The organism is Streptosporangium roseum DSM 43021, from assembly GCF_000024865.1.
Lineage (GTDB): Bacteria > Actinomycetota > Actinomycetes > Streptosporangiales > Streptosporangiaceae > Streptosporangium > Streptosporangium roseum.
In genome coordinates this window covers 2,839,869-2,864,546 of the sequence record NC_013595.1, presented here as the reverse complement: position 1 = coordinate 2,864,546, position 24,678 = coordinate 2,839,869, and the positions used below count along the sequence as shown (strand labels likewise).

The following is a 24,678-nucleotide window of genomic DNA, read 5'->3' as shown; positions in this document are numbered from 1 at the left end:
GTGCTCAGCAATGTCATCCGGACCAGAACGGCCCGGCATCGTGAACGATGCCGGGCCGTTCTTTGCTGGTAGGGCCGTCGATAGCGCGTCCGCAATCGTCAACTCGCCGTCTGCTCCACGCAGTGAGCCTTTATCGGTAAGCGGTCATCACGGTCTGTGAGTACGGCCAGATGGCACGGCCGTACTCCAACCGGAGCAGGACGAACGCCGCGGCGACGATCTCGGTGATCCGATCGGGATCCGAACTCACCCGCCGCACGGCGCCGAAGGGTCAGCGCGTGGCGAGCTGACCGGGGAAGGCGTAGTACGCGTCCCAGATGTCGGTGAAGTACTCGTGGCACGGATCCAGCGCCCCGCCCCAGCCGTCGCTGCCGCCACCCCGGGTCCCACTGTGGACGCCCTTGGCGACGACCTTGCCGGCCGAGGTCACGGTGTACACCGGCCCGCCGGAATCACCGGGGCGCGTGCACTGCCCCTGCTTGACACCGCGGACCGCGTTGCGGATGGTCCTGCCGTCGCTGTAGCGGTGCGTCACCCCGACCGACGCGACCGTCCAGCCGCACTGCTCGCCGGTGGTGGCGCCGCCCGTGCAGTAACGGTCGCCGACGGCCGCGCGGCGCGACCACATGGCCCCGACCGGGCGGGCGACGGTGGAGTACACGCCGCCGACGTAAATGGTCGCCGCCGAGGACTTGCCCGCGTCCAGCTTGATCAGGGAGCCGTCGCCCCGGTACACGCCGTTGACCCGGACACTGCCGCTGTTGTTGGCCCACGTGTCGTTGGACACGTAGCCGATGCTCGTCACCTGCGTGGCCGCCCAGCCGCCCGCCGTGGTGCAGTGGCCGGCGGTGACCATGTACGAGGCGCTGCCGACCCGCCAGGAGAAGGCGTCGGTGCACTTGGTGGTGACGTTCGTCCTGATCCAGGCGCCACCCCAGAAACCACCCGAGGGCGAATCGTGGTCACGGCTGTCGACGCCCGACGGACCCGGGTCGGCGACCTGCAGGATCGCGACGGCGTCGGCGCCGTACCGGCTGGCGAGCGCGGCGCGCAGGGCGTCGCTCGGGACAGCCGACTCCAGCACGACCTGGTCGCGGTCGGCGACGACCCACGAGCTCAGCACCTGGTCGACACCGGGCAGCACGTCCGGGGTGAGCTCCATCACCTCGTCCCTGATCGCCTCCAGACGGGCCAAGCTGTACTTCACCAGCGGAGTCTTGGGCGTGATGATGTACGGGTTGCCCGCCGCGGCCGTGGCGGCGGAGAGCCGCTGCTTCTCGTCCTTCGGCGGGACCGGCGCCGCGCTCTCGGTGGCGCGCAGAGCGCTCGGCGCGGCGGGGGCGGTCTCATCCTTGGTGTCCGACGGCGCCGACGAGGTGTCGTCGGTGCCGTCGTCCGGAGGCGACAGGTCCGGCGGCAACGCGATCGGCTCGGTCGCCTCGGCTTGCGCGCTCGCGCTGACGACCGGGACGTACAGGGTGTCCCACTTCACGTACGGCTTGCCGTACACCTCGGGCTTGGCCAAGGCCTTGGCCTCGGCCTCACGCAGGGCGTAGGCGAGCTTGTAGTCGGGCGGGGTGGCGCCTGCGCCGGGGTCGGTGGTGATCACCTCGACCAGGGGGACCGGGTCGGCGACGGCCCTGGTCATGGGCATGGCAGCTATCAAAGGGAACATGAGCGCGCCGGTGGCCAGCGCGCTCAAGGGGAGGGGGACCCGCATGACATCTCCTGAGATTTCATGATCAAGCGTAAAAACTCAGGAAGTAAACCATGATCATCAGACGCTACGCCAGCAGTGCTGGTAGACCCGGGGGGAGTATCTCTCAAGGGGGCGTGCGAGACTCGGTGCGGCTCAGGAGGCAAGGTGGGTTCGGCGACGGCCGGCGGCGTGGGACGGACAGGCGGCGGACGGCGGGCGGCGTGGGATGGACGAGCGGCGGGCTCTCAGGGACCTCGGAGCTTGATGCGGGCCGCGATCGGCAGGTGGTCGCTGCCGGTGGCGGGCAGTGTCCAGGTCGTGACGGGGGTCGCCGCGCGGGCCATGATGTGGTCGATCCGGGCGACGGGGAAGGCGGCGGGCCAGCTGAAGCCGGCCCCTGCCACCGCCGGGGTCATCCGGGAGGTGACCGGGGCCAGGCCGCGGTCGTCGAGGGTGCCGTTGAGGTCGCCCAGCAGGATGACCGTCTCCAGCCTCTCCGCGGCGATGGCCGCGCCCAGCGCGACGGCGCTCTCGTCCCTCGGGCCGGAGCCGAAGCCGTCCCGCGGCCGGATGCGGACCGAGGGGAGGTGGGCGACGTACACGGCCATGTCGCCGTGCGGCGCCCGCACGGTGGAACGCAGCCCGCGGCTCCACTCGGCTCCGATGCCCTCCGGCCTGATGTCCACCGGCCCGGAGTCCACCAGGGGATACCTGGACCAGAGCCCGACGGTGCCCACGACGGCACGGTGGGGATGGCCGGCCGCGAAGGCGGCTCCGTAGACGGGCAGCGCGCCGGGCGTCAGCTCCTCAAGGGCGATGAGGTCGGCTCCGGTCCGGGCCAGGGCCTGTGCGGTCCCCGCGGGGTCGGGGTTGTCGTCGCCGACGTTGTGCTGCAGCGCCGTCAGGTCGTATGCCGCTCCCCGGCCGGCGGGCAGCAGCCGCCCGCCGAAGAGGACGGCCCAGACCACTGCGGGCAGCACCACGGCCACCGCGGCGGTGGCCGAGCGGCGGAGCAGCGCCAGGCAGAACAGCACGGGAACGGCCAGGCCGGTCCAGGGCAGGAAGGTCTCCAGCAGGCTCCCGAGATTGCCCACGCCGTTGGGGACCACGGAGTGGAACACCGGCAGCCCGGCGGCCGGTACGGCAAGCGCCGCGAGGATCCGCCCGCGCGTCCAGGGCGTCCGGCCTCGCCCGTCCCCGCCCCGGCGCCACCGGCCGGTGCCGCGAGACCGTCTCCCCGCGTCGGTGGCGGCCGCTCCCGGTGTCGCGGGGCTGTCCTCCTGCTCCACCACCCCACTCCTTCCCGCGCCTGCGCCGGTCTCGCCCGCCCCCCCGGCGGCCCGGGAGGGCGCGCGTCCCGTGGAGCCTACCGATGTGGCGGGCGCGGAGAACGCGGCTGCGCGGGCAGACGCCGGCGCCACCGCGGAGGGGGCCGACACCGAGGCACCCGTCGAGGGCAGGGCCGATGAGGGCAGGGCCGACGAGGGCGGGGGCCGGCTCACCAGGCCGGTGGCGGCCTCGCCTCGGCTCAGAGCGGTTGCCTGCCGTCCCCGTCCCCGTCGATCCCGCTCATGGCGCGGGCCGCGGCGGCCACCTGGGCCCGGTAGCGCCGGCGCGCGAACGCCACCAGGAGGATCAGGGCTCCGGCCATCAGGATCGCGGCCCCCAGCCAGTGGAGCGGGAAGACCAGGACGGTCGCCGTCGCGGTCGTCGACGTCCCGCCGGGACCGGGAATGGCCACGGTGGCGCCGCACAGGCACATCAGCGGCGGATCGAAGGTGGTGGCGATCTCGCGGGTGGAGCCCCGGCTCACGGTGAAGTCGGGGAACGGGACGCTCTCCCCGTTCACCCGCAGGCGCAGGCGGTCGTCGCCGCGGAAGTCGCGATGCACGGTTCCGGTGTCGCGCACCGTCGTGGTGAAGGTCAGGGGCCCGCCGAGCGCGAAACTCGGGGCACGCAGGCCCATGACCTCCGCGGAGTCGTCGATGGGCCCGGGAACGGCGATGTAGACGGGAGCGCCGATCCCCCGGTTGATCCGGATGTTGCCCTCGTCGGTCCCGGCGGGCACCAGGAAGACCAGGGCAAGCTGGTGATCACCCGGTTCCGGATCGGGCGGCACGTTGATCCGGACGGACACCTGCCTGGTCCTGCCCGCCGCCAGGCGGAAACGGTCAGGGGTGACGGTGACCCAGTTGCTGGCGGAGTAGGGGGCCTTGGGCTGGAAGAGCAGCGTGCCGTCCAGGTTCGGCTTGAAGTCGGCCTTGCGGACCTCGACGTCGAGCGGCTGCCGCCCTTGGTTGACGACCTGGAACACCTGCTTCTCGCCGATGTCGCCGGGATGGACGGCGAGCCGGGTCGGGCTCACCGTCAGCGAGAAGTCCGCTTCGGGCGCGGGACGGGCCGATCCCGCGCCGGCCGGACCCGCCATCCACAGCAGGCACACGCCGATGAGAACGGCGACGCTCCCGCGCCCCGGCCACAGGGTCACCTTCGGCTCTCCACAGTGCTGTTCCCCACAGTGCCGCTCTCCGCGTAAGGGTCTCTTCCCGCAGCTCCCCCGGGGCTCGCCTACAGGGTGGTGGCCACGTAGTTGATCGTTCCGGTGTAGGTGTCGGGACGCACGAACGGGATCGTGATCCGGTAGTTATGGCTGAAGTCATCGCCGTCCGCGGCCGACGGCGCGGTCTTGCGGAACACCTCGACCGGGTCGCCCAGGGCCAGCGGGACGAACGGCCCACCGGGGATCTGCTCCACCAGCAGCGAGCTGACGGGGATGGTCTCGGGGTTGCCGGCGGTGCCGAGGAGCTCACCGGTTGCCGGGAAGACCGTCACGGTGTAGCCCGCGAAGTTGTTCGTCGTCACGGTGAAGCTCACCGGGTCGGCGGTGTCGACGGTCTGCCTGGGCCTGCCGGTGAGCGTGAACGACGGGGTGAGGTCCGTCAGCGTGATCGCCCCGGTCACCACGACGCGCGCTTCGGTGGTGTCCGAAGCCGTGTCGCCCGGCGCGGCCTTGGCCGCCGAGCTCGTCTCCCCCATCGACAGGACGATGCCGGCCACGAGCGTGCCCGCCGCCATCGCCACCCGTCCTATGCGTTTTCTCGACATCGCCAACGCTCCCATTCCATCCGGATAGATGACCGACTGGGTTGATTACGTCACCGAAAGTAACATCACGGCTGCAGCCTAGGGCAGATTGGTCACGATGCGTAATAAAGGGCGTGTCGCGACTTCCCTGGCCTATGACGCGCTCAAGCGAGCCGTCAGTGCATTGCAAGCCGTTCTGGATATTTATGAGCGGCAAGAGAATGCTCTGTCAGGAGAAAACCGTGTTTCGCACTATTTCCGGCGTCACAGGCATCGTCCTCGTCGTCCTTTCCTCCGCCGTCGCCTGTGGCGCGGGCGACGGCCGGGCGTGCGCCGCCTCCGCCGGCACGGCGGCCGTGACGCCGTACCAGGCCACCGCCACCAAGGGTCCGCAGGCTCCCCGGGCGGTGAAGAAATCACCGAAACCCGGAAAGAAATTCAAGATCGACGACTGCGACTGAGTTACGGCGGCGGCGGACGGACAGCGCGGAATCGCGGCACATTAGGCAGAATGATCCTGACTTACGGCGATAGATCGAGGTGAGTGGATGTGACCGGGATCTCCCGGGATGGAGGGCGGCATCCGGAGATCTCCAAACGTCGCCGCAGGTCGGCCGCGGTGGCCGTGCTCGCGGGAACCCTCGTGGTCGCCAGCGGCTCGATACCGCTCCTGCCCGTCACCCTGAACCGGGTGACGGCCATCGCGTACGCGATCGAGGCCGGGCAGGGGCAGCCCGGCTGGACGGGCGGGGAGATCCCGTACTCGTGGGGCGGCGGCCACGACGACGTCCCCGGCCCCTCCCTCGGCACCTGCCAGGGCTACAGCGGCGCAATCCTCCCCTGCCCGGCCACCAGGACCCGCGGGCTCGACTGCTCCGGACTGGCCAGGTGGGTCTACCGCCTGGCCTACGGCCGCGACGTCCTGGGACCGGGCAACACCGACGACCACGTCAGGCGGCTCACCGAGATACCCGCCGCGAAGGCGCGGCCGGGCGACCTGGTCTTCTACGGCAAGATCGGCAAGCGTAAGGTGAAGACCCACCACGTGGGCATATATGTCGGGCAGGGCAGAATGATCAACGCACTGAGGACCGGCACCGAGATACGGATCGACTCCCTCACCGCGGTCAAGGGTTTCGCCGGCTACTTCCGCTACCTGTAGGAGAGATATGCGCCTGGGCGTGATGTTCGACCGCGACCTTCCCCCGGAGTCGCTCATCCCCTTCTGCCGCCACCTGGACGCGGCCGAGGTGGACGACGTATGGGTGGTGGAGGACCTGGGCTGGACCGGGTCGATCTCGTCGGCGGCCACCGCGCTCGCCGTCACCGAGCGGCTGCGCGTGGGCATCGGGATCACCCCGGCGCCGCTGCGCAATCCGGCCCTGCTGGCCATGGAGCTCGGCAACCTGGCCCGCATGCACCCGCACCGTCTCGCGGCCGGGATCGGCCACGGCGTCCAGGACTGGATGCGGCAGGTGGGCGCGCTGGCCCCCTCGCCGCTGGCCCTGCTGGAGGAGACCATCGTGGCCGTGCGCGCCCTGCTGCGCGGCGAGACGGTCACCCTCCAGGGCCGGGCCGTACGGCTCGACGGGGTGAGCCTGGTGCATCCGCCCGTGACCGCGCCGCCGGTTCTCGCCGGGGTCGTACGGCCCCGCTCGCTGGAGCTGTCCGGGCGGGTGGCCCAGGGCACGATCCTGCCCGAGGGGGTCGGTCCCGCCCAGATCGAGGAGGCGCGCAAGGCGATCGGGGGAGGCGGTCACGAGCTGGTGGTGTTCACCAACCTGTACGTCGGTGACGACCCCGCGGTGGGTGCGCGCCTGGCGGCCGGTTCCGCGGAGTTCCTGCACGTCGATCCGGCCGAGGTCGTGATGGCGGTGGGCTCCCCCGAGGACGCCGCCGACCAGGTCAGGTCGCTGTGGGAGGCGGGGGCCGACACGGTGGTGCTCCGCCCGTTCGGGCCGGACCCCCTCCCCCAGGTAGACCTGGTCCTGGCGGAGCTGCGCTAGAGACCGCCCTCTCCGGAGCCAGATCTGACCCGCCTCCGGAGAGGGCGGGCTCCGGGCCCGAGCCGGGCGGGTCCGGCTCACGGCCCAGACCGGGCGGGACCGGCTCACACCTCAAGCAGGACCGGGGCCGCTCACGCAGGGCGAGACAGGCTCACAGCTCAAGCAGAGCCGGGGCCAGCTCGCGCCACTCGCGCGTGGGCAGGTCCTCGCTCAGGACCTGGACGCAGACATGGTCCGCGCCCGCGTCGAAGTGCTCACGGACCCGCTTGGCGATGTCCTGGACGTCACCCCAGGCGATCAGCGCCTCCAGCAGGCGGTCGCTGCCGCCATCCGCCAGGTCGTCGTCGCCGAACCCGAGCCGCCTGAGGTTCTCCTCCTGGTGACGCGGCCGGGCCTGGGCGTATCCGGCGATGAACCCCCGGGCGAGCTCGCGGGCCCGGTCCGGACGCTCCAGGATGACCGCCTGCTCGACCGCCAGCAGCGCGTCCGGCCCCATGATCTCCCGGGCCCGGGCGGTGTGCTCGACCGGCACGAAGTAGGGGTGGGCGCCCCAGGTCCGCTCGGCGGCGAGCTCCAGCATCTTGGGGCCGAGAGCGGCCAGGACCCGGCGGGGCGGCTCCGCCGGGGCCGGGTTCAGCAGGGGCGCCCGGTCCATCGCGTCCAGGTAGGCGCGCACGGTGGGCAGCGGGCGCCCGTGGTGCGGGATGGGGCCGAGGAAGGGCGGCTGGTCGGCGGTGCGGTGGCCGCCGAGGCCGAGCAGGAAGCGGTCCGGGAAGGCCTCGGCGAGGGTGCGCTCCCCCGCCGCCATGGTGATCGGGTCGCGGAGGAAGATATTGGCGATGCCGGTGGCGACGACCAGCCGCTCGGTGGCGTCCAGCAGCAACGCCGCCTGGGTCAGCGCGTCGCGGCCGAGCCCCTCGCCGAACCAGATCGCGCCGTAGCCGAGCTCGTCCAGCTCCGCCGCCGCGTCCCGGACCATTGCCATCGGCCGGCCGTCGAAGGCGAAGGTCCACACGCCCACTCGCCCGAGATTCATGCTCATCGCTCGAAGGCTCCCAGAGAGTTAACCGGAGGCGATCTCCGGATGTCGCCCACAATACGGAGGCAGCCTCCACTTTTCAACGGGCGGAGACCATCGGGCACGAGAAAGGCCTCCCTCGCCGGAGGGCGTCAGCGCCGACGAGGGAGGCCCGGGGGAGATTACGGGCGGCCGCCCCGGATGCCGGTCATCCGGCGCAGGACGTCCCACCAGAAGGAGGCGCCGAACAGCAGCGCGACCACGCTGATCAGGTAGCCGGGCCAGTGGCCGGGGGTGATCAGGCGCTCCCACCAGACGGCGCCGTTCCAGTTGAAGGACGGGTCCTCCGAACCGTCAGGGGGGATCGTCACGCTCACGATGGCGTGGTCGAAGATCTTGACCAGGGCCGGGGAGCTGAAGGACTCGGTCACGCAGGAGTACGGCTCGACGGCGCCCTCCACGGCGCACTTGTCCCTCAGCGCGCCCAGACCGTCCTGGCCGCCGCTCGCGATGGCCGCCACCCCCGCCCGGTAGGCGTTGTCCCGCAGCAGGGTCTTGCCGTACTCCAGCGCGTCCATGCTGAACAGCAGCGTCAGCACCAGGCCGAGCGCGAACACCACCCACTTGACGTAGCGGCGGTACAGCGTGGACAGCCGCTGCATCTCCCCGTCGAACCAGGCCTCCGTGCCCTTGCGGAACTTGCCCATGTCCCGCTGCGCGCCCTCCCAGACGCCCCGCAGGTGCCCGGCCAGCGGGCTGCCGATGGCCTCCAGCTTGGTGAGCAGGCCCTCGACCCCGCCCTCCTCGGCGGAGACCAGCTCCATCACCGCCCCGGAGAACCGCTCGGGCGGGATGTCGGAGATGCTGGTCCGCGCCCCCGCGGGACGGTCGATCTCCTGGAGCCGTCCGTACAGCCGCCCGGTCATGTCGACCGGAGGTGCGGGCGCCTCGGCGGCGAGCACCGCGGCGGGATCCACCGGGACCGGCTCGACCACCGACGGCGCGGGCTCCGGCTCGTGCCTGGGCCGTGGATCGTCCTTGGAGAAGGGCAGCTTGGCGAAGACGTCGGCCACCTTCGCCGGGATCCACGACGCGCCCTCCCGCGGACCGCCGTCCATGGTGTCGCGGAGGTAGGCCCACAGGAACTTGCTGCGGATCCCGAACAGCCGGACGAAGGCCTCGTTGATCCCGCTCACCATGAGCGACAGGAGCAGGAAGGCCAGAACCAGGCCGATGGCCAGGTCAATGTAAACGGATATCAAAATGGATCACCCGCACCGTTGATACACGCCCGCCCCTCCCGGCGCAATGCGATCGGCGGAAAACGGGTCAGTCTTCGTAGAAGACGCGCTCCACGACCCGGCGGGCCCGGCGGGTGACGCGGCGGTAGTCGTCCACGAGATCCTCGCTGGCGTCCTGCGGGTAGCCCATGGCGCGGGAGATGAGCGCGCGCTCGCGCTGGCCCGCCGGGATGGAGTCGGCGGCGCGCCCCCGGACCAGGACGATGGCGTCGCGGACACGCGAGGCGAACCTCCAGGCCTGGGTGAGCGAGGCCTCGTCGGAGGCCGACAGCAAGCCCTCGGCGACCGCCGCGCGCAGCGTCTCCAGGGTCCGGGTGGTCCGCAGCGACGGCAGGCGCCCGGCGTGACGGAGCTGGATGAGCTGGGCCACCCACTCCACGTCGGACAGCCCGCCCGGACCGAGCTTGGTGTGCAGGGCCGGGTCGGCCCCCCGGGGCAGCCGCTCGGCCTCCATCCGCGCCTTCAGCTTCCTGATCTGCAGCACGGCCGCGTCGGCGATGCCCTCGGCCGGGTAGCGCAGCGGGTCGGCCAGCTCCAGCAGGGCCGTGCCGATCCAGCGATCCCCGGCGGAGAAGCGGGCGCGCAGCAGCGCCTGGGACTCCCACGGCGACGACCAGCGCCCGTAGTAGGCCGCGTAGGAGGCGAGCGTGCGGACCAGCGGCCCCTGGCGGCCCTCGGGACGCAGGTCGGGGTCGATGAGCAGCGGCGGGTCGGGGGCGGGCAGGGCCAGCAGGCGGCGCAGCTCGTTGGCCACCGCGAAGGCCACGTCGGTGGCCTCCCGCTCCGGCACCCCCTCAAGCGGCGCGTGCACGAACATCACGTCGGCGTCGCTGCCGTAGGAGGACTCGAACCCGCCCAGACGGCCCATCGCGATCACCGCGAACCTCGTGCCCAGCGGGGTGCGCCGCTCCATCTCGACCTTGCTGATCGCGGCGTCCAGCGCCGCCTGGATCGTCGTGTCGTTGAGCGTGGACAGCGCCTGGCCGACCTGCTCGATGTCGATGTGCCCGGTGAGGTCGGCGACCGCCGTACGGAACAGCTCCCTGCGCCGCAGCCCGCGCACCGCGGCGACCGCGCCCTCGGCCGCCGTGGGATGGCGGCCGACCGTGGCCCGCGCCTCCGCCAGCAGCGCCTCGGCGGGCCGGGGGACCAGCTCCGCGTCCGAGCCGAGCATCGCCACCGCGTCGGGGGCGTGCAGCAGCAGGCCCGTCACGTAGCGGCTGGTCCCGAGCAGCCGGGCCAGCCGCGAGGCCACCGCGGTCTCGTCGCGCAGCAGCCGCAGGTACCACGGGGTGGCGCCGAGCTTGTCGGAGACCTGGCGGAAGCCGAGCAGGCCGCCGTCGGGGTCGGGGGCGTCTGCGAACCAGCCCAGCATGACGGGCAGCAAGGTCCGCTGGATCGCCGCCCGCCGCGACACGCCGCTGGTCAGCGCGCTGATGTGGCGCAGCGCCCCGGCCGGGTCGGTGTAGCCGAGCGCCTCCAGGCGGGCCTGCGCGGCGGCGGTGGAGAGCCGGGCCTCGGACTCGGGCAGGCGGGCCACGGCCTGCAGCAGCGGCCGGTAGAAGAGCTTCTCGTGCAGGCGCCGGGCCTCCATCGCGTGCCGCCTCCACCAGGTTGTGAACTCCCCCACCGGGTCGCTGGTCATGCCCAGGCTCCGGCCGAGCCGTCGCAGGTCGCCGGCGTCCTCGGGCACCACGTGGGTCCGGCGGAGCCGGTGCAGCTGGATCAGGTGCTCGACCTGGCGCAGGAAGGTGTAGGCCTCGGCGAGGGCCTTGGCGTCCTCCCTGCCGACGTAGCCGCCCCGGGACAGGGCGGCCAGCGCGGACAGCGTGCCGCGGCGGCGCAGCAGCGGGTCCAGCCGGCCGTGGACGAGCTGGAGCAGCTGGACGGCGAACTCGATGTCGCGCAGGCCGCCCGGCCCGAGCTTGAGCTGCCGCTCGGCGTCGCCCGCGCGGGCGTGCTCCTCGACCCGGCGGCGCATGGCCTGCACGTCCTCGACGAACCTGTCGCGGGTGGCCGCCTGCCAGACCATCTCGTTCATCGCGGCGACGTACTGCTCGCCGAGCTCGGGGTCGCCCGCCACCGGCCGGGCCTTCAGCAACGCCTGGAACTCCCACGTCTTGGCCCAGCGCCGGTAGTAGGCCTGGTGGCTGGCCAGGGTGCGGACCAGCGGACCGGCCTTGCCCTCGGGGCGCAGCGCGGCGTCCACCTCCCACAGCGAGCCCTCGGGGGTGCTCGCCGAGCAGGCGCGCATCATGCCCTGGGCCAGCCGGGTGGCGGACTGGAGGGCCTTGGTCTCGTCGACGCCCTCGCGCGGCTCGGCCACGAAGACGACGTCGACATCGCTGATGTAGTTGAGCTCGCGCGCCCCGCACTTGCCCATGCCGATGACGGCCAGCCGTACCGAGCCGGACTCGGCGTGCTCGGACCTGGCGACGGCGAGCCCCGCCTCCAGCGCGGCCCCGGCCAGGTCGGACAGCTCGGCGGTGGCCTCCGTGAGCGAGGCCTCGCCGGTGACGTCCCGCGCGGCCAGCCGGAGCAGCCGTCCTCGGTAGGCGACCCGCAGCGCCACCAGGGTGGCGGTGCCGGCGTCCGTGGCGCGCGGCTCGGGGTCGCCGGGCTCCGCGCCGACCGCGAGCAGCAGCTCGGCGCGGAGCTCCTGCGCGGTCGGACGCCGTACGGCGTGCGCACCGCCGAGGAGGCTCCAGTGCTCGGGATGCTTGACCACGTGGTCGCCCAGGGCGGAGCTGACCCCGAAGACGCCGAGCAGCCGCGCCCGCAGGCCGGCGTCGGACCGGAGCGCGCCGAGGACACTCGGATCCCGCTCTGCCAGCCGGTTCAGCGAGGTGAGCGCCAGGTCGGGATCCGCCGCGGCGACCAGGGAGTCCAGCAGGCCGAGATCGCCGACCGCCTCGGGCCCCAGCTCGTCGAGCAGCCGCTCGGCCCTGGCCCCGTCGGCGAACCCGAGCCGGGCCAGCCGCCCGGCGGTCGTCTGCATGCGGGGCACGGCGCTCACCGACCCTCCATCGTCCTCGAACGCAAGCACGGGCGGCCTTCCCCAATCCCTACCCCGACATCCCTACCCCGGCGGATCGGAAGGCGCACGCCTGCCTGCGGTCGCGCACGCCTCCGGCTCCCGCCGGCGGCGCGGACCGGGCGCCGCGCCTCCGCCTGTGCCCGCCCTCCCGGGTCCGGCTCCGTCTCCGGGTGGCCCGGAGCGTCGCCGCACACGCTAATCCTGAAAGTGTGCGGCGTCGTTAGCGGATTCGCAACGTAATCATCCGGTCACGCGGATCGGACGACGGCGGCGAACCGTTCGGCGAGAAGGCGCCAGGTGCCGACGAGACGTTCCTCGGCCTCCTTCACCTGCATGTCGAGCTCCTCGGCCGAGTAACCCAGAGCGGTCAGGTGGTCGGCCGACTCGCCGGTCCAGCCGGCGAAGATCTCGGCGCCGGCCTCCGGGTGGAACTGCACCGCCCACGCCTTGTCCCCCAGCCGGTAGGCCTGGTTGGGGTAGGGGTCGCCGGTGGCCAGCCGTACCGCGCCCTCGGGGAGGCGGGTCATCGCGTCGCCGTGGTACTGCACGGCCGGGGCGGGGCCGAGTCCCGCGAACAGCGGGTCGGCGCCGGCCTCCGGGAGCGGGACGATCTCCCGCGCGCCCACCTCCAGGCCGTGCTCGCCCCGTTCGACGGAGCCGCCGCAGGCCAGCGTCATGAGCTGGGCGCCCAGGCAGATCCCCAGGGTCGGCACGCCGCCCTCGACCGAGGTCCGGATCAGGTCGCGGGTGGCGGGCAGCCAGGGGTAGCGCTCGTCCTCCCAGGCCGCGGCCTCGCCTCCGAGCACGATCAGCCCGTCATCGGCCCGCTCCGGCACGGACTCGCCCAGATAGGGCCGGACCACATCGCACCCGACCCCGGCCGCGGCCAGCCACTCGGCGAAGAAGCCCAGGCCCGCGTCGGCTCCATGCTCAACGACAGTAATCCTCATGCGGCAATTATGGGCCGCGAGAAGTACAGGACCCATATCGCCCCATAGTGCTTACCGACCCGGGGGGCGGACAGGGAGAGAGCCGATCACCGGGCGTTGCCCCCGGAGGAGGACACCCGCCACCTCGACTTCCTCCCCAAGGCTGAAGCCCGGGGTCGCCACGCTCAAGGAGATTCGGCGAACGCGAGGTCGGGCGACCGATCGGCCGGAGGAACGGCCGTGCTCCGGGAGCGGCGCGAGAGCACGGCCGGCGAGGCACGGCCGCCGTCCGGCGTATGATCCGTCCTGCGGATCCTGAGGAGAACCCCTTGAACCCTGTCTTCGGCGATGTCGAGGTCCCCGGCGGCCGGCTGCGCGTCGCCCGGTTCGGCACCGGGCCGCGCCTGATCGTGGCCGTGCACGGCATCACCGCCTCGCTCATGGCCTGGAGCGGGGTCGCGCGGCGGCTGCCCGCCGAGTGGTCGCTGGTCGCGATGGACCTGCGGGGCCGCGGCCACAGCGCCGGCCTGCCCGGCCCGTACGGCCTGCCGCGGCACGCCGAGGACGTCGGCCTGGTCGCCCGGTCGCTGGGCCCGGAGTCCGGCATCGTGCTCACCGGCCACTCGATGGGCGCCTACGTCGCCGCACTCGCCGCGGCCGGCCGCGACTACGCCAGGGTCGTGCTGGTCGACGGAGGGCTCCCGCTTCCCCTGCCACCGGGCCTGGACCCCGACACGGCCCTGTCGGCCACGCTCGGCCCGGCCATCGCCCGGCTCAGCCAGACCTTCCCGAGCACCGACGCCTACGTCGGCTTCTTCAAGGCGCACCCCGCCTTCGCCGGCAACTGGAACGACCGGGTGGAGGAGTACGTCCGCTACGACGCGGCCGGCCCCGAGGGCGCGGTGCGCTCGCGGGCACGGGAGGAGGCGGTCCGCCAGGACGGCCGGTGGCTGCTCACCGAGGGCGAGGAGATCGGCGCCGCGCTGCACGCGGTGAGGTCGCCGCTGTCCCTGCTGCGGGCCCCGCGCGGGCTGCTGGACCATCCGGTCGGCATGATCCCCGACGGGCTGGCCGCCGCCTGGACCGGGCGGCTGCCCGCTCTGGAGGACGAGCTGGTCGAGGACTGCAACCACTACACGATCCTGATGGAGGACCGCTGCGCCTCGCTGGTCGCCGACCGCCTGGTCCGGTGACCGGCCCGGAGAGGGCCGCTCAGGCGTCGGCCACGCGCCGGGCGGCCAGCCGCCCGGCGTCCGGCCATCGGACGTCCCAGGCCCAGCCGAGCCGCTCGAACAGCCAGATCAGCCGGGCACTCGGATCGACCTGGCCGCGGAGCACGCCGTGCCTGGCGCTGGTGGGGTCGGCGTGGTGCAGGTTGTGCCACGCCTCCCCCAGCGAGATCACCGCCAGCCACCACACGTTGCGGGAGCGGTCCCTGACCGAGAACTCCTCCTTGCCGAAGGTGTGGCAGATCGAGTTGATCGACCAGGTCACGTGGTGCAGGACGAAGATGCGCACCAGCCCGCCCCAGAAGTAGGCGGTGAGCGCGGCGTGCCAGGAGCCGCCCCACAGGCCGCCGGCCAGGGCGGGCAGGCCGAGTGAGAGCAGCACGACCGGCACGTAGGTGAGGTTGTGCGACAGGAACCTGATGGGCCGGTCGGCGAGCAGGTCGGGGCAGAACCGCCGCCTGGAGGTGCGTTCGGGGCTGAAGAGCCAGCCGACGTGGGCGTGGGACAGCCCCTTGGACAGCCCGGTGAACCCGGGGCCGAACCGCCACGGCGAGTGCGGGTCGCCCTCCTTGTCGGCGTACTTGTGATGCCGCCGGTGATCGGCCACCCAGCGGATCACCGGTCCCTGCAGCGACATGCCCCCGGCGACCGCCATGACCACCCGGAGCCACGTCCTGGCCTGGAAGGACCGGTGGGTGAAGTGCCGGTGGTAGCCGACGGTGACGCCGAACCCGGTGATGAGATACATCACCGCGGCGATGGTCACGTCCCGCCATCCCAGTCCCCATCCCCAGGCGAAGGGGACGGCGGCCAGCACGGCGAGGAAGGGCACGACGACGAAGAGGACGACCAGCAAGCGCTCGAACCACGGCACGGGCGCGGCGGCGAGGTCCGTCGGCACAGCGGAAGGGGAGGCCATGCCCGCCGAACCTAATCGTCCAGCTTGACGGAAGCTGCACCTCGAAAGGCGATTTATCCGGTGGAAGTTGTCACCGGGTGAACAGGTCACCGGCAGCCGCCCGGGGGACGTGCCTGCGCCTGCCGTACGCGGAGGCGCCGGCAGCGGAGGCGCCGGCAGCGCAGGCACGGGGACGGGCCCGGCGGCCGGCGACGGGCCGGGCAAAGGGCCGGCCGGACCAGAGCCGGTCCGAGCCGCCGGCAGGCCCGGAGCTTGGAGGTGTTCCGAAGAAGGCCAGGGTCAGGGACAGGCGGGGCGGTAGGCCAGCTCGGGGATGTGCCGTGCCCACTCCTGGGGGGACGGCCCTCCTGCCGCGCGGGAGCACACCGCTCCGGCGGCCCGGCCCGGATCGAGTGGCCGGTCGGCGACGGTGCCGTCCGCGGTGACGGTCCGCAGCGTCCTGCCTCCGTCCGGGAACGCCACGCCCGTCACGGCCCGCTCCACGCCCGCCGCGGGCCGTCCGAGCTGCCCGCCGGTCGCCACGTCCCACAGCGCCACCCGGCCGCCGCCGGAGGTGACCAGCAGCGCGCCGTCCGGTGAGAACGCCGCCAGGTCCACCCCTCCGGGGTGCGCGGCGATCGCCGGGCCGCGGGGCCGCCGGGTGGCGACCTCCCAGAGCTGGACCCGCCCGGCGGCGTCGCCGACGGCGAGCAGGTCCCCCGCCGGGGCGAACGACACCGCGCGCACGTCGCCCGCGCCGTCGAGCGTGGCGGCGGCGCCGCCGCGCAGCGGCGTCAGGGCGACCCCCGCCAGGCCTCCCTGGGCCAGCCGCGTGCCGTCCGGGTGCGGCGCCAGGGCCAGGGCCGTCGTGCCCGCCCCCGGCAGCCGGGTGCCCGGCTTCCGGGAGGCGACGTCCCACAGCTCGACGAACGGCTGGTCGGACATGGTGGAGGCGGCGACGGCGAGGCTGCGCCCGTCGGCGCCGAACGCGATCCGGGACGCGTACTTGCCCTTCCAGCGCAGCTCGCCCAGCCGCCTGCCCGAGGCCGTGTCGAACAGGTGCGCCACGGGTTCGGAGTCGGGGGTGACCGCCAGGGTCCCGCCGTCGGGGCTGAAGACGAGGCCCAGCGACCCGGCGCCCGCCTCCGGGGCCGGCGGGGTCGGCGGCACCGCCAGCGTGGCCACGGCCCGGCCCGTGCGCACGTCTCGCACCTCGACCCTGCGGCGGGTGCCGAAGGCGGTCTGCACGGCCGTGCGGGTGCCGTCCGGGCTGAGCGCGCCGCCCTGGGCGGCTCCGGCACCGGACCACTCGGGCACGCTGAGCGTGACCACCGAGTCCGCGCCGTCGACGAAGCGGACGGCGCGGCCGTCCGGGGAGAAGCGCACGCTCTCGGCTCTGGGCTGCTCGTCGGTCGGGTAGTCCAGCAGCGTCACGACGCCGGGCACGCCCACCAGGACGACCCCGCCCAGATGGAGCACCGCCAGCGTGCGGCCGTCCGGGGCGAACAGCAGGTGCCCGCCCCGCGGGACGCTGGTCTCACCGAGCCTCCTGCCGGACCCCACGTCCCAGAAGACCAGCGTGTCGGCCCGCTCCAGCACCAGCGTCCGGCCGTCGGCGCTCAGCGCCGCGCCCACCGAGCCGGTCCCCTCCGGCGGTGCCGGGGCCCGCAGCGACCTGCCGGTCCGCAGATCCCACAGCCGGACGGCGCCCTCGCCCGAGGTCGTCACGTACCGGCCGCCGCCCGCCGACCGGCCCCAGGCCTGGCCGCCCGGGAGCCGCATCAGCTCCTCGCCGCGCTCGATGTCCCGCACCACCAGGGCGGAGCCGTCGAACGACAGCAGGTCGGCACCGTCAGGGCTGATCGCGGCCCAGCTTCCCGCGTCGCCGTACACCCCGGGCAGCCGGCGGCCCGTCTTCAGGTCCCACAGCCGCAGGCCCTCGGCGGTGTCGATCGCGGCGCGTTCCCGCGTCGCCCCCTGCGCGACGCCGGTCGCGACCAGGCCGGGTGCCCGGATCGAGCGCAGTTCGCGGCCGGTGCCCGCGTCCCAGAGGGTGATCACTCCGGTGCCCGCGCCGAGCAGCGTGGTGCCGTCGGCGCTCAGCGTGTAGTGGGTGGCCGAGCGCGGCACCGGCACGACCGAGGCCTCCCGCTGCGCGAGGGAGCTCTGCAGGGCGGCGCGGGACTCGGCGACCGGCGCGGCCGCGTGGGCCGCCGCGCTGAGCCGCATCGCGGTCAGCGGGTCGGCCCGCCGCAGGGCGTCGGCCTGAGCGGCCAGGCGGCGGGCGACGGCCTCGTCGAGCTGGGCGGCGATCCGCTCGCCCTGCGCGGCCACCGTGACGCGCCGCTGCTCGGCGACGACCACCGCGACCAGCGACACCGCGAGCAGCACGGCCAGGGCGGCGGTGACCAGGCGGCGTCCCCGGATCCGGCGGTGGCGCAGGGACGAGGCGGCCCTGAGGAAGGCGGTCTCCAGATGGTTGAGCGTGATGTGCCTGCGGCCGGTGGCGGCCCACTCCATCGCCTCGTCGAGCGGGGTGCCCTGCAGGAGGTCGCCGTCCTTGCGCCCGCCGGACTCCCAGAGCCGGGCGGCGTCGCTGACCCGCTGACGGACCGGCAGGCCGGGCAGCTCGGCGTCGGACCACTCCCGCAGTCGCGGCCACGCCCGCAGCAGGCCGGGCCGCTCCAGCGTGACGACCTCGTCCGACACCCGGACCAGTCCCGCGCCGGCGAACGCGGCGAGCACCCGCTCGGACTCCGGTGAGCCGTCGATCTCGGCCCGCCCGGCGCCCCGGGACTCCCGGCCGTCCGCGCTGACCAGGCGGAGGAATATCTGCGGGACGACCTCCTGCTCGGCGGGCGTGAGCCCTACGAACACCTCCTCGGCGAGCCGGCCGAGCGAGGGGGAGGCCGCTGCCCGCAGGGCGGCGGCGGCCAGGGCTCCGGCCTCCGGGCTGTCCTGGCCGAGCAGCGCGAGCAGCAGCTCCCGGGCGGCCGGACGGTCCGCGGGGTCCTTGGCCAGGGCGGCCGCGACCAGGGGGCGCACATCCGGCGGCAGGGGTGACAGGTCGGGCTGGCTGGAGAGCACGCGGTGCATGACGGCGCCGAGGGTGTCGGCGCGGAAGGGGTCGTGGCCGGTGGCCGCGTAGAGCACGATGGCGCCGAAGGCGAAGACGTCGGCGGGGGGACCGGCCCGCTCACCGGCGAGGACCTCGGGGGCCATGTAGGTCGGGGTGCCGACGATGAGCCCCGTCGAGGTGAGGGACATCTCGGCGGTGCGGGCGATGCCGAAGTCGATGACCCGGGGGCCGTCGGGGCCGAGCAGCACGTTGTCCGGCTTGAGGTCGCGGTGGACCACCCCGGCGCCGTGGATGGCGGTCATCGCGGTGGCGACGGCTATGGCCAGGCGGCGGAGCCGGTCCTCCTCCAGCGGGCCCGAGTCCCCTACGGCTCGGCGCAGGCTGGGCCCGTCGATGAACTCGCTGACGATGTAGGGGCGGGGCACGTCGAGGTCGGCGTGGAGCACCCGGGCGGTGCAGAACGAGGAGACCCTGGTCGCGGCGGCGATCTCCCTGGCGATCCGCCCCCGGTCGGCGTCGGCGTGCAGCAGCTTGATCGCGACCCGGCGCCCGTCCGGGTCGTATGCGTCGTAGACCACCCCCTGGCCGCCCTCGCCGAGACGGCCGGACAGGAGATGGTCCCCGATGCGCTGCGGATCACCGGGGCCGAGGCGTTGCGAGGTCACCACGGGATGGTAGACGTCCGAACCGGCCCGGTGGTTCGGATCCGGACAGCCCGGCGTTCCGGCACGGGACCGTCCGGCTGCCCGGCACGGGCGGCCCGGCGCGGCACGATCCCGCGCTCCGGTCCGGGACGGGGTGGTCCGGCGCCGGCACGATCCGTCCCGGCGCGGGGCAGGCGGGTCAGGCGGGAGCGATCCAGACGGCCTTGGCGGCGGCCACCAGGGTGCCGTCCACCTCGTAGACGGCGCTCTCGCCGAAGAGCTTGCGGCCCTCACGGCCGGTGGCGCGGGCCACCACGGAGTAGGTGCCGCCGGGGTAGACCCGGCGGTGGACCTGCGCGGTCAGGCGGCCGAGCAGGGCCGACTCTCCGGGCCCGAAGTGGGCCCAGCCGGTGACGCAGTCGAGCGCGGCCCAGATGATCGCGTCGGGGACGGTCCCGTCCTCGTCGGTGACGGTCATCGGCACCCGCCAGCCGGCGGCGACCAGGTCGGTGCCGGACACCGCTCCGGGGAAGATCCGCAGGCCGTCGCCCGGGTCGCGCATGCCGCAGGCGAAGCAGCCGGGGAAGGCGTGGCCGGTGAGCCCGGCGAAACCGCTCTCGGCCAGGGCCGCCTTGTTGAAGGGCACGAACGCCGGGACGTCGATCCGCTCGGCGACCGGGATGGCCTCGACGAGGAGGGTGTCGCCACTGGTGAGGGTGGCGGTGTTGGCGAGGTGGCGGAGATCCAGCTCGGTCTCCAGCGGTGTGGGTGCGTGCAGCGTGACCTCGACAGCCGAGTCGTGCCGGGCGCCGTGCAACGCCTCGGTGACCGTGCCCGCGATCCATCCGCCGTTCGCAGTGCCCTCGGGCCCACGGAAACGCGCCGGAACGGACAACACGGTCTGCAGCTCGGCAGCCGTCGTCATACCGCACCTCCTATCGCCTTATATGGCTATTGATCGTCAAAAATCCCTCTAAACCGACCGACCGATTTTACCGGAGTCGTTGCGTACACAGCGAACCAGGGGTCCGACGGTCTCCGGAGGGCCGGAGCCGGACGGAATGCCGTCCGGTCCGAGGTCACGGTGGAGCGCCCGCCTCGCGGCCGGCGGCCGGCATGGTCGTGCCGACCGGCCGTACCGGCGGGGCGCCCCGGACGGGGCACCCGCGGGCACGGCGCCGAGCATATCGCTGGGAAACTCTGCGACGCCCTGGATTTGATCTGATATCTCGCCGGCCCGCTTCGGCGAGTGAGGGCCCTGCCGCACCCGCCCGGGTGGACGGATGCGGCGGTGTACGGCGCCGCCTACGCGATGGAGCCGGTCCGCCTGATGGAGCCGGTCCAAAGGCTGGCGGCGGTGTTGTAGACCACTGCCGCCTCTCTGTCGAAGTACGGGGAGACGCCGGTGTCGTAGCGGTTGTCGCCGTCGGTGTCGGAGACGCTGATCGTGATGCCGGTGAGGTAGCCGGTGCGGCTTTCGCTGTTGTAGCCGTACAGCCAGGAGGAGCCGAGAGAGCCTTCACCGGTGAACGGGGAGTCGACACCGATGGGCTGATCGGCGGAGATGCCGGAGAGCGTCATGGTGAATGTCGGTCCGGTGGACGATTCAAGGGTCTGGCCTGTGTAGGGCCGGGTTCCGTCAGGGTGGGGGCCGGCCGGATAGCCGAAGACGTCGACCGAGGGGGTCGACGTCTGGTTCCAGGCGAAGCCCTGCCCGCCGACGGTTTCAGTCAGACGCCCGGTGTCGGTCAGCACGCCGGCGGAGGACGAGACGACGCCGTTGTACACGTTCACAAAGGCGAAGTCGCGGCCGTAGTCCGCGTACACGTCGAAGTCGTAATGGGTGAGGGCCTGCTTTCCGACGTACAGACCCCACGGGGTCGTCCCCTCGGAGTAGCCGGGAACGAAGACCCACTTGTCGAGTGCGGCGCCGTCGCTCTGGGGGTCGTACACGCAGTGACCGGCCGTGGCGACAAGGTTGCGGTACTTCGACTGTATGGCGGTGCCCGTACACCAGTGCGCCTGACCGTCGGCGCCGACGAAGAACACCTTGCCCCAGGTCGTGGACGGTTGCCCTTCCTCTGAGAGCAGGGGCGGCAGCGGGTCGATCTGGCCGGGCGCGCCGTCCGGGACGACGGGGGTGGACACGCGTTCCCCGTGGACCACGGTCTGCACGGCGTAGGGTGTGGCGTTCTTCAGATTGGCGGCTCCGTCGGCGAGCCAGAACGCCGCGACCTGCTGAGCGGTCGGCACGGTAAGGGCCAGAGGGACTTTCACCGCACTCGCGGCCTGGGCCGGTGCGGAGACGACAGTGGAGCCCAACAGACCCAATCCGATGCCTAACGCGATCAGTGTGCGCCTCATGGCAGATCTCCCCGTCCAGTCACGGGGCGTCTTTTACCGCCCCATCAGCATGGAAGCCTCGCCTGATGATCAGCAAGGCCAGCTCGAAGGAAGATCATAATGCTCGCGAGATGTCCCGTGAAGAAACGATTGAGATCGTACGTCCAGCGTGAGGAACGGACCCGGCGGGCCGTGGACAGGGTCCGATGAGGCCACCGGATCCCGGCCCGACGGCCCGCAGACAGCCCAGGGCCGACGAGAAGGTGTTGGGCCAACGGTTCACCGCTGTTGGCCCAACACCTTCATTCTGCGAAAATCTGCCGCTGACCTGTGCTTACAGGACCGGCAGGTAGCGGCCGAGCTCGAACTCCGTCACCTGGCGGCGGTACTCGTTCCACTCGGTGCGCTTGTTACGCAGGAAGTAGTCGAAGACGTGCTCGCCGAGGGTCTCGGCGACCAGCTCGCTGCGCTCCATGACCGCGATGGCCTCGTCCAGCGACTGGGGCAGCGGCTGGATGCCCAGCGCGCGGCGCTCGGCCGAGGTCAGCGCCCAGACGTCGTCCTCGGCGCCCGGGGGCATCTCGTAGCCCCCCTCGATGCCCTTCAGGCCCGCGGCCAGGATCAGCGCGAAGGCCAGGTAGGGGTTGCAGGCCGAGTCGAGCGAGCGGAACTCGATACGGGTGGAGCCGCTCTTGTGCGGCTTGTACATCGGCACCCGGACCAGGGCCGAGCGGTTGTTGTGGCCCCAGGAGATGTAGCTCGGGGCCTCGCCGCCGGCTCCGGCGATCGCCTCGGCGCCGCCCCACAGGCGCTTGTAGGAGTTCACCCACTGGTTGCAGACCGCGGTGATCTCGGCGGCGTGCGCGAGCAGGCCGCCGATGAAGGAGCGGCCGACCTTGGAGAGCTGGTAGTCGGCGCCGGGCTCGTAGAAGGCGTTGCGGTCGCCCTCGAACAGCGACATGTGGGTGTGCATGCCGGAGCCGGGGTATTCGGTGAAGGGCTTGGGCATGAAGCTCGCCCAGATGCCCTGCTCCAGCGCGACCTCCTTCATGACCAGCCGGAAGGTCATGATGTTGTCGGCGGTGGTGAGCGCGTCGGCGTAGCGCAGGTCGATCTCCTGCTGGCCGGGACCGCCCTCGTGGTGGCTGTATTCGACCGAGATGCCCATCGACTCCAGCATCATGATCGCGTTGCGCCGGAAGTCGTGGCCGGAGCTGTGCGGGGTGTGGTCGAAGTAGCCGCCGTCGTCGATGGGCTCGGGACGCGCGCCGCGCTCGGGCCGGTTCTTCAGCAGGAAGAACTCGACCTCGGGGTGGGTGTAGAAGCTGAAGCCCATCTCGGAGGCCTTGGCCAGGGTGCGCTTGAGCACCCAGCGCGGGTCGGCGTGCGAGGGCGAGCCGTCCGGCATGAGGATGTCGCAGAACATCCTGGCCGCGCCCGGCGTCTCGCTGCGCCAGGGCAGGATCTGGAAGGTCGACGGGTCCGGTTTGGCGAGCATGTCGGACTCGTAGACCCGGGCGAAGCCCTCGATCGCCGAGCCGTCGAAGCCGATGCCCTCGGCGAAAGCCCCTTCGAGCTCGGCCGGGGCGATTGCCACCGACTTGAGGAACCCGAGCACGTCGGTGAACCACAGCCGGATGAACCGGATGTCGCGCTCCTCAAGGGTGCGGAGAACGAACTCCTGCTGGCGGTCCAAAGCCTTCTCCTTCATCGCCGACGCCGACGTGGTGCGGCACGTCTGGCCTTCTACCAGTCTGCCCGCTCCGTGTTTCGCACACGTTACGAGGAAGAGCGGTGAGATGCCGCATCGGACCCGTCACGCCCGCGCGTGACCTGCTCCGTCGTGCCTCCGCGTGCCTCGCCCCGTCCCCTCCTACAGTGTGCGCCGGAGCCGCTGACGTTCTATTCGGGGGAAGAGACGATGCGCACCGGAGTTCACAGATCATCGGGCGGGGCCTCGCTGCCGGCCCCTCTCACCGAACGGCTGGCGGCGATGGCGGCCCCGTGCCCCATGCATCCGTCGATGTACCAGATCGAGGCCGCGGTCATCGAGTGGTCCCGCAGGGTCGGCCTGGAGGCCGACCCCGGCGCGGGCGCGCATCTGCTGGCCGGGCGGGCCTTCGCCCGGTACGGCATGGGCACGGCCACGCTGTTCGCGAGCTGGCTGACCTGGACCTCCCGCTTCCGCGAGAAGCCCTCGGCGTTCGCCGGGGTGCTCGCGGTGGCCGGGGGCGGCGAGCCGGGGCCGCCGCTGGAACGGGCCTTCGCCGACCTGTGGCGGGTCTGCGCGCCCGGGATGGGCGACGGGTGGCGCGAGCGTTTCCTGGCCGGGCTGGCCGCCCAGCACGCGGCGCTGCTCGACCCCGTGACGCCGTCCGCCGAGGACTACCCGGCGCTGGGCCGGGCCCGCTTCGGCCGGTGCCTGTTCGACCTGGTGGAGCCATGCACGGGGGTGGAGGTGCCCGCGCCGGTCCGGGAGAGCGCGCAGTGGCGGGCGGTCGTCGAGGCGAGCGCCGACGTGGCCGTCTGGTGCGGCGATCTGGTCTCCGGGGGCGGTTACGTGGCGGTGGCCCCGGTCTCGCCGGGCCCGCGCGGCGAGGCGGCCGAACAGTGGGTGATCGACCGCGTCGTGGCCCGGATGGAGGAGCTGTGGACCGCCGCCCGCGCGATTCCCGTGGTCGTGGAACGGCACGGCCTCGACTTCGCCGCCTCCCGTGAGGTGATCCAGGTGGCGTGCGCTTTCTTGACCATTCCCAGGGCTTACCTGGAGTGGCTGTTGGAATCACCTCGCTATCGTCACTTACGGTAACCGTCTGAGTTCTTGACGTAACACGGGGGTCAAGATGAGCACTGAGCTTCTCAAGCACAAATTAGACCGCGCGTTCGCGCACATGGACGTGAACGGCGACGGGAAGATCGAGCGTGACGACCTGCTCGGCCTCGGGGCCCGGATCCTGGTCGGCTTCGGCGAGTCGCCGACCTCGCCAACCGGCAGCAGGCTCGTCCACGGCTTCGAGTCGATCTGGCAGACCCTGTCGGGTGAGATCGACGGCGACGGCGACGGCGCGATCTCTCCGGAGGAGTTCCGTGCCGGCATGACCTCGGCGTTCGTCGAGGGCGACCGGTTCGAGGCGGTGTTCGGGCCGGCCGCCGAGGCGATCGCGGAGCTGTGCGACGCCGACGGCGACGGGGCCGTCGGGCCGGTCGAGTTCAGGGTCATGCTGACCGCGTTCGGCACGCCGCACGACGACGTGGACGTCGCCTTCGAAAGGCTCGACCGCGACCACGACGGGAGCATCTCGGTGGGCGAGCTGGTCGAGGCGGCCCGGCAGTACTACACGAGCGCCGACCCGAACGCGGCCGGCAACTGGCTGTTCGGTCCGCTGTAGTGACGCTGACCCGTACACCGGC

At 72.7% G+C, this 24,678-nt stretch carries 19 protein-coding genes; 6 read left to right on the top strand and 13 right to left on the bottom strand.

Annotation, left to right across the window (positions count from 1 at the left end; all coding sequences use genetic code 11):
* Positions 1–271 precede the first annotated feature (271 nt).
* From SROS_RS12730 to SROS_RS12715, 4 genes are all read right to left on the bottom strand, one after another.
* A complete protein-coding gene (locus SROS_RS12730) occupies positions 272–1,720 on the bottom strand; it encodes a chymotrypsin family serine protease (RefSeq protein ID WP_012889342.1) in 1,449 nt (482 codons plus the stop codon).
* A gap of 224 nt (positions 1,721–1,944) precedes the next feature.
* Positions 1,945–2,859: an endonuclease/exonuclease/phosphatase family protein gene (locus SROS_RS12725; protein WP_043655439.1), complete on the bottom strand. Its 915-nt coding sequence runs from the start codon at positions 2,857–2,859 to the stop codon at positions 1,945–1,947.
* A 368-nt stretch (positions 2,860–3,227) separates the two neighbouring features.
* Positions 3,228–4,187: a fimbrial biogenesis chaperone gene (locus SROS_RS12720; RefSeq protein WP_012889340.1), complete on the bottom strand. Its 960-nt coding sequence runs from the start codon at positions 4,185–4,187 to the stop codon at positions 3,228–3,230.
* An 80-nt stretch (positions 4,188–4,267) separates the two neighbouring features.
* Positions 4,268–4,804 (bottom strand): hypothetical protein, encoded by a 537-nt coding sequence (locus SROS_RS12715; protein WP_218919833.1) that lies wholly within the window; start codon positions 4,802–4,804, stop codon positions 4,268–4,270.
* A 185-nt stretch (positions 4,805–4,989) separates the two neighbouring features.
* On the opposite strand from SROS_RS12715, the gene SROS_RS12710 reads away from it, so the two are divergent.
* From SROS_RS12710 to SROS_RS12700, 3 genes are all read left to right on the top strand, one after another.
* Positions 4,990–5,244, top strand: coding sequence for a hypothetical protein (locus SROS_RS12710; RefSeq protein WP_012889338.1), 255 nt, complete (start codon positions 4,990–4,992; stop codon positions 5,242–5,244).
* 89 nt (positions 5,245–5,333) lie between these two features.
* The gene (locus SROS_RS12705; protein WP_012889337.1) at positions 5,334–5,945 is read left to right on the top strand and encodes a C40 family peptidase; all 612 of its coding nucleotides are present in this window, start codon (positions 5,334–5,336) and stop codon (positions 5,943–5,945) included.
* A gap of 7 nt (positions 5,946–5,952) precedes the next feature.
* Positions 5,953–6,789, top strand: coding sequence for an LLM class flavin-dependent oxidoreductase (locus tag SROS_RS12700; protein WP_012889336.1), 837 nt, complete (start codon positions 5,953–5,955; stop codon positions 6,787–6,789).
* Between the two features lie 151 nt (positions 6,790–6,940).
* Here SROS_RS12700 and SROS_RS12695 read toward each other — a convergent pair whose 3' ends face one another.
* The 4 genes from SROS_RS12695 to SROS_RS12680 all read right to left on the bottom strand — a co-directional run bounded on the left by SROS_RS12695 (position 6,941) and on the right by SROS_RS12680 (position 13,095).
* A complete protein-coding gene (locus SROS_RS12695) occupies positions 6,941–7,831 on the bottom strand; it encodes a TIGR03620 family F420-dependent LLM class oxidoreductase (protein ID WP_012889335.1) in 891 nt (296 codons plus the stop codon).
* A gap of 158 nt (positions 7,832–7,989) precedes the next feature.
* Positions 7,990–9,069: a hypothetical protein gene (locus SROS_RS12690; RefSeq protein WP_012889334.1), complete on the bottom strand. Its 1,080-nt coding sequence runs from the start codon at positions 9,067–9,069 to the stop codon at positions 7,990–7,992.
* Between the two features lie 67 nt (positions 9,070–9,136).
* Positions 9,137–12,106, bottom strand: coding sequence for a bifunctional [glutamine synthetase] adenylyltransferase/[glutamine synthetase]-adenylyl-L-tyrosine phosphorylase (locus SROS_RS12685; protein WP_043655433.1), 2,970 nt, complete (start codon positions 12,104–12,106; stop codon positions 9,137–9,139).
* A gap of 287 nt (positions 12,107–12,393) precedes the next feature.
* Positions 12,394–13,095 (bottom strand): type 1 glutamine amidotransferase, encoded by a 702-nt coding sequence (locus SROS_RS12680; RefSeq protein WP_012889332.1) that lies wholly within the window; start codon positions 13,093–13,095, stop codon positions 12,394–12,396.
* 308 nt (positions 13,096–13,403) lie between these two features.
* On the opposite strand from SROS_RS12680, the gene SROS_RS12675 reads away from it, so the two are divergent.
* On the top strand, positions 13,404–14,267 hold the full coding sequence (locus SROS_RS12675) for an alpha/beta hydrolase (protein ID WP_012889331.1): 864 nt from the start codon (positions 13,404–13,406) through the stop codon (positions 14,265–14,267).
* A gap of 19 nt (positions 14,268–14,286) precedes the next feature.
* Here SROS_RS12675 and SROS_RS12670 read toward each other — a convergent pair whose 3' ends face one another.
* From SROS_RS12670 to SROS_RS12650, 5 genes are all read right to left on the bottom strand, one after another.
* Positions 14,287–15,222: an acyl-CoA desaturase gene (locus SROS_RS12670; protein ID WP_012889330.1), complete on the bottom strand. Its 936-nt coding sequence runs from the start codon at positions 15,220–15,222 to the stop codon at positions 14,287–14,289.
* A 279-nt stretch (positions 15,223–15,501) separates the two neighbouring features.
* Entirely contained in the window at positions 15,502–18,945 is a 3,444-nt protein-coding gene (locus tag SROS_RS45890; protein ID WP_169369292.1) for a WD40 repeat domain-containing serine/threonine protein kinase, read from the bottom strand.
* A gap of 178 nt (positions 18,946–19,123) precedes the next feature.
* Complete coding sequence (locus tag SROS_RS12660; RefSeq protein ID WP_012889328.1) at positions 19,124–19,849, bottom strand: hotdog fold domain-containing protein; 726 nt, start codon at positions 19,847–19,849, stop codon at positions 19,124–19,126.
* Positions 19,850–20,229: 380 nt separating this feature from the next.
* Positions 20,230–21,177, bottom strand: coding sequence for a trypsin-like serine peptidase (locus SROS_RS12655; protein WP_245564621.1), 948 nt, complete (start codon positions 21,175–21,177; stop codon positions 20,230–20,232).
* 424 nt (positions 21,178–21,601) lie between these two features.
* Positions 21,602–22,963 (bottom strand): glutamine synthetase family protein, encoded by a 1,362-nt coding sequence (locus SROS_RS12650; protein ID WP_012889326.1) that lies wholly within the window; start codon positions 22,961–22,963, stop codon positions 21,602–21,604.
* A gap of 225 nt (positions 22,964–23,188) precedes the next feature.
* On the opposite strand from SROS_RS12650, the gene SROS_RS12645 reads away from it, so the two are divergent.
* Both SROS_RS12645 and SROS_RS12640 read left to right on the top strand, forming a co-directional pair.
* Complete coding sequence (locus SROS_RS12645; RefSeq protein WP_012889325.1) at positions 23,189–24,076, top strand: terpene synthase family protein; 888 nt, start codon at positions 23,189–23,191, stop codon at positions 24,074–24,076.
* A gap of 34 nt (positions 24,077–24,110) precedes the next feature.
* Positions 24,111–24,656, top strand: a complete 546-nt coding sequence (locus tag SROS_RS12640) for an EF-hand domain-containing protein (RefSeq protein ID WP_012889324.1) — start codon at positions 24,111–24,113, stop codon at positions 24,654–24,656.
* Positions 24,657–24,678 lie beyond the last annotated feature (22 nt).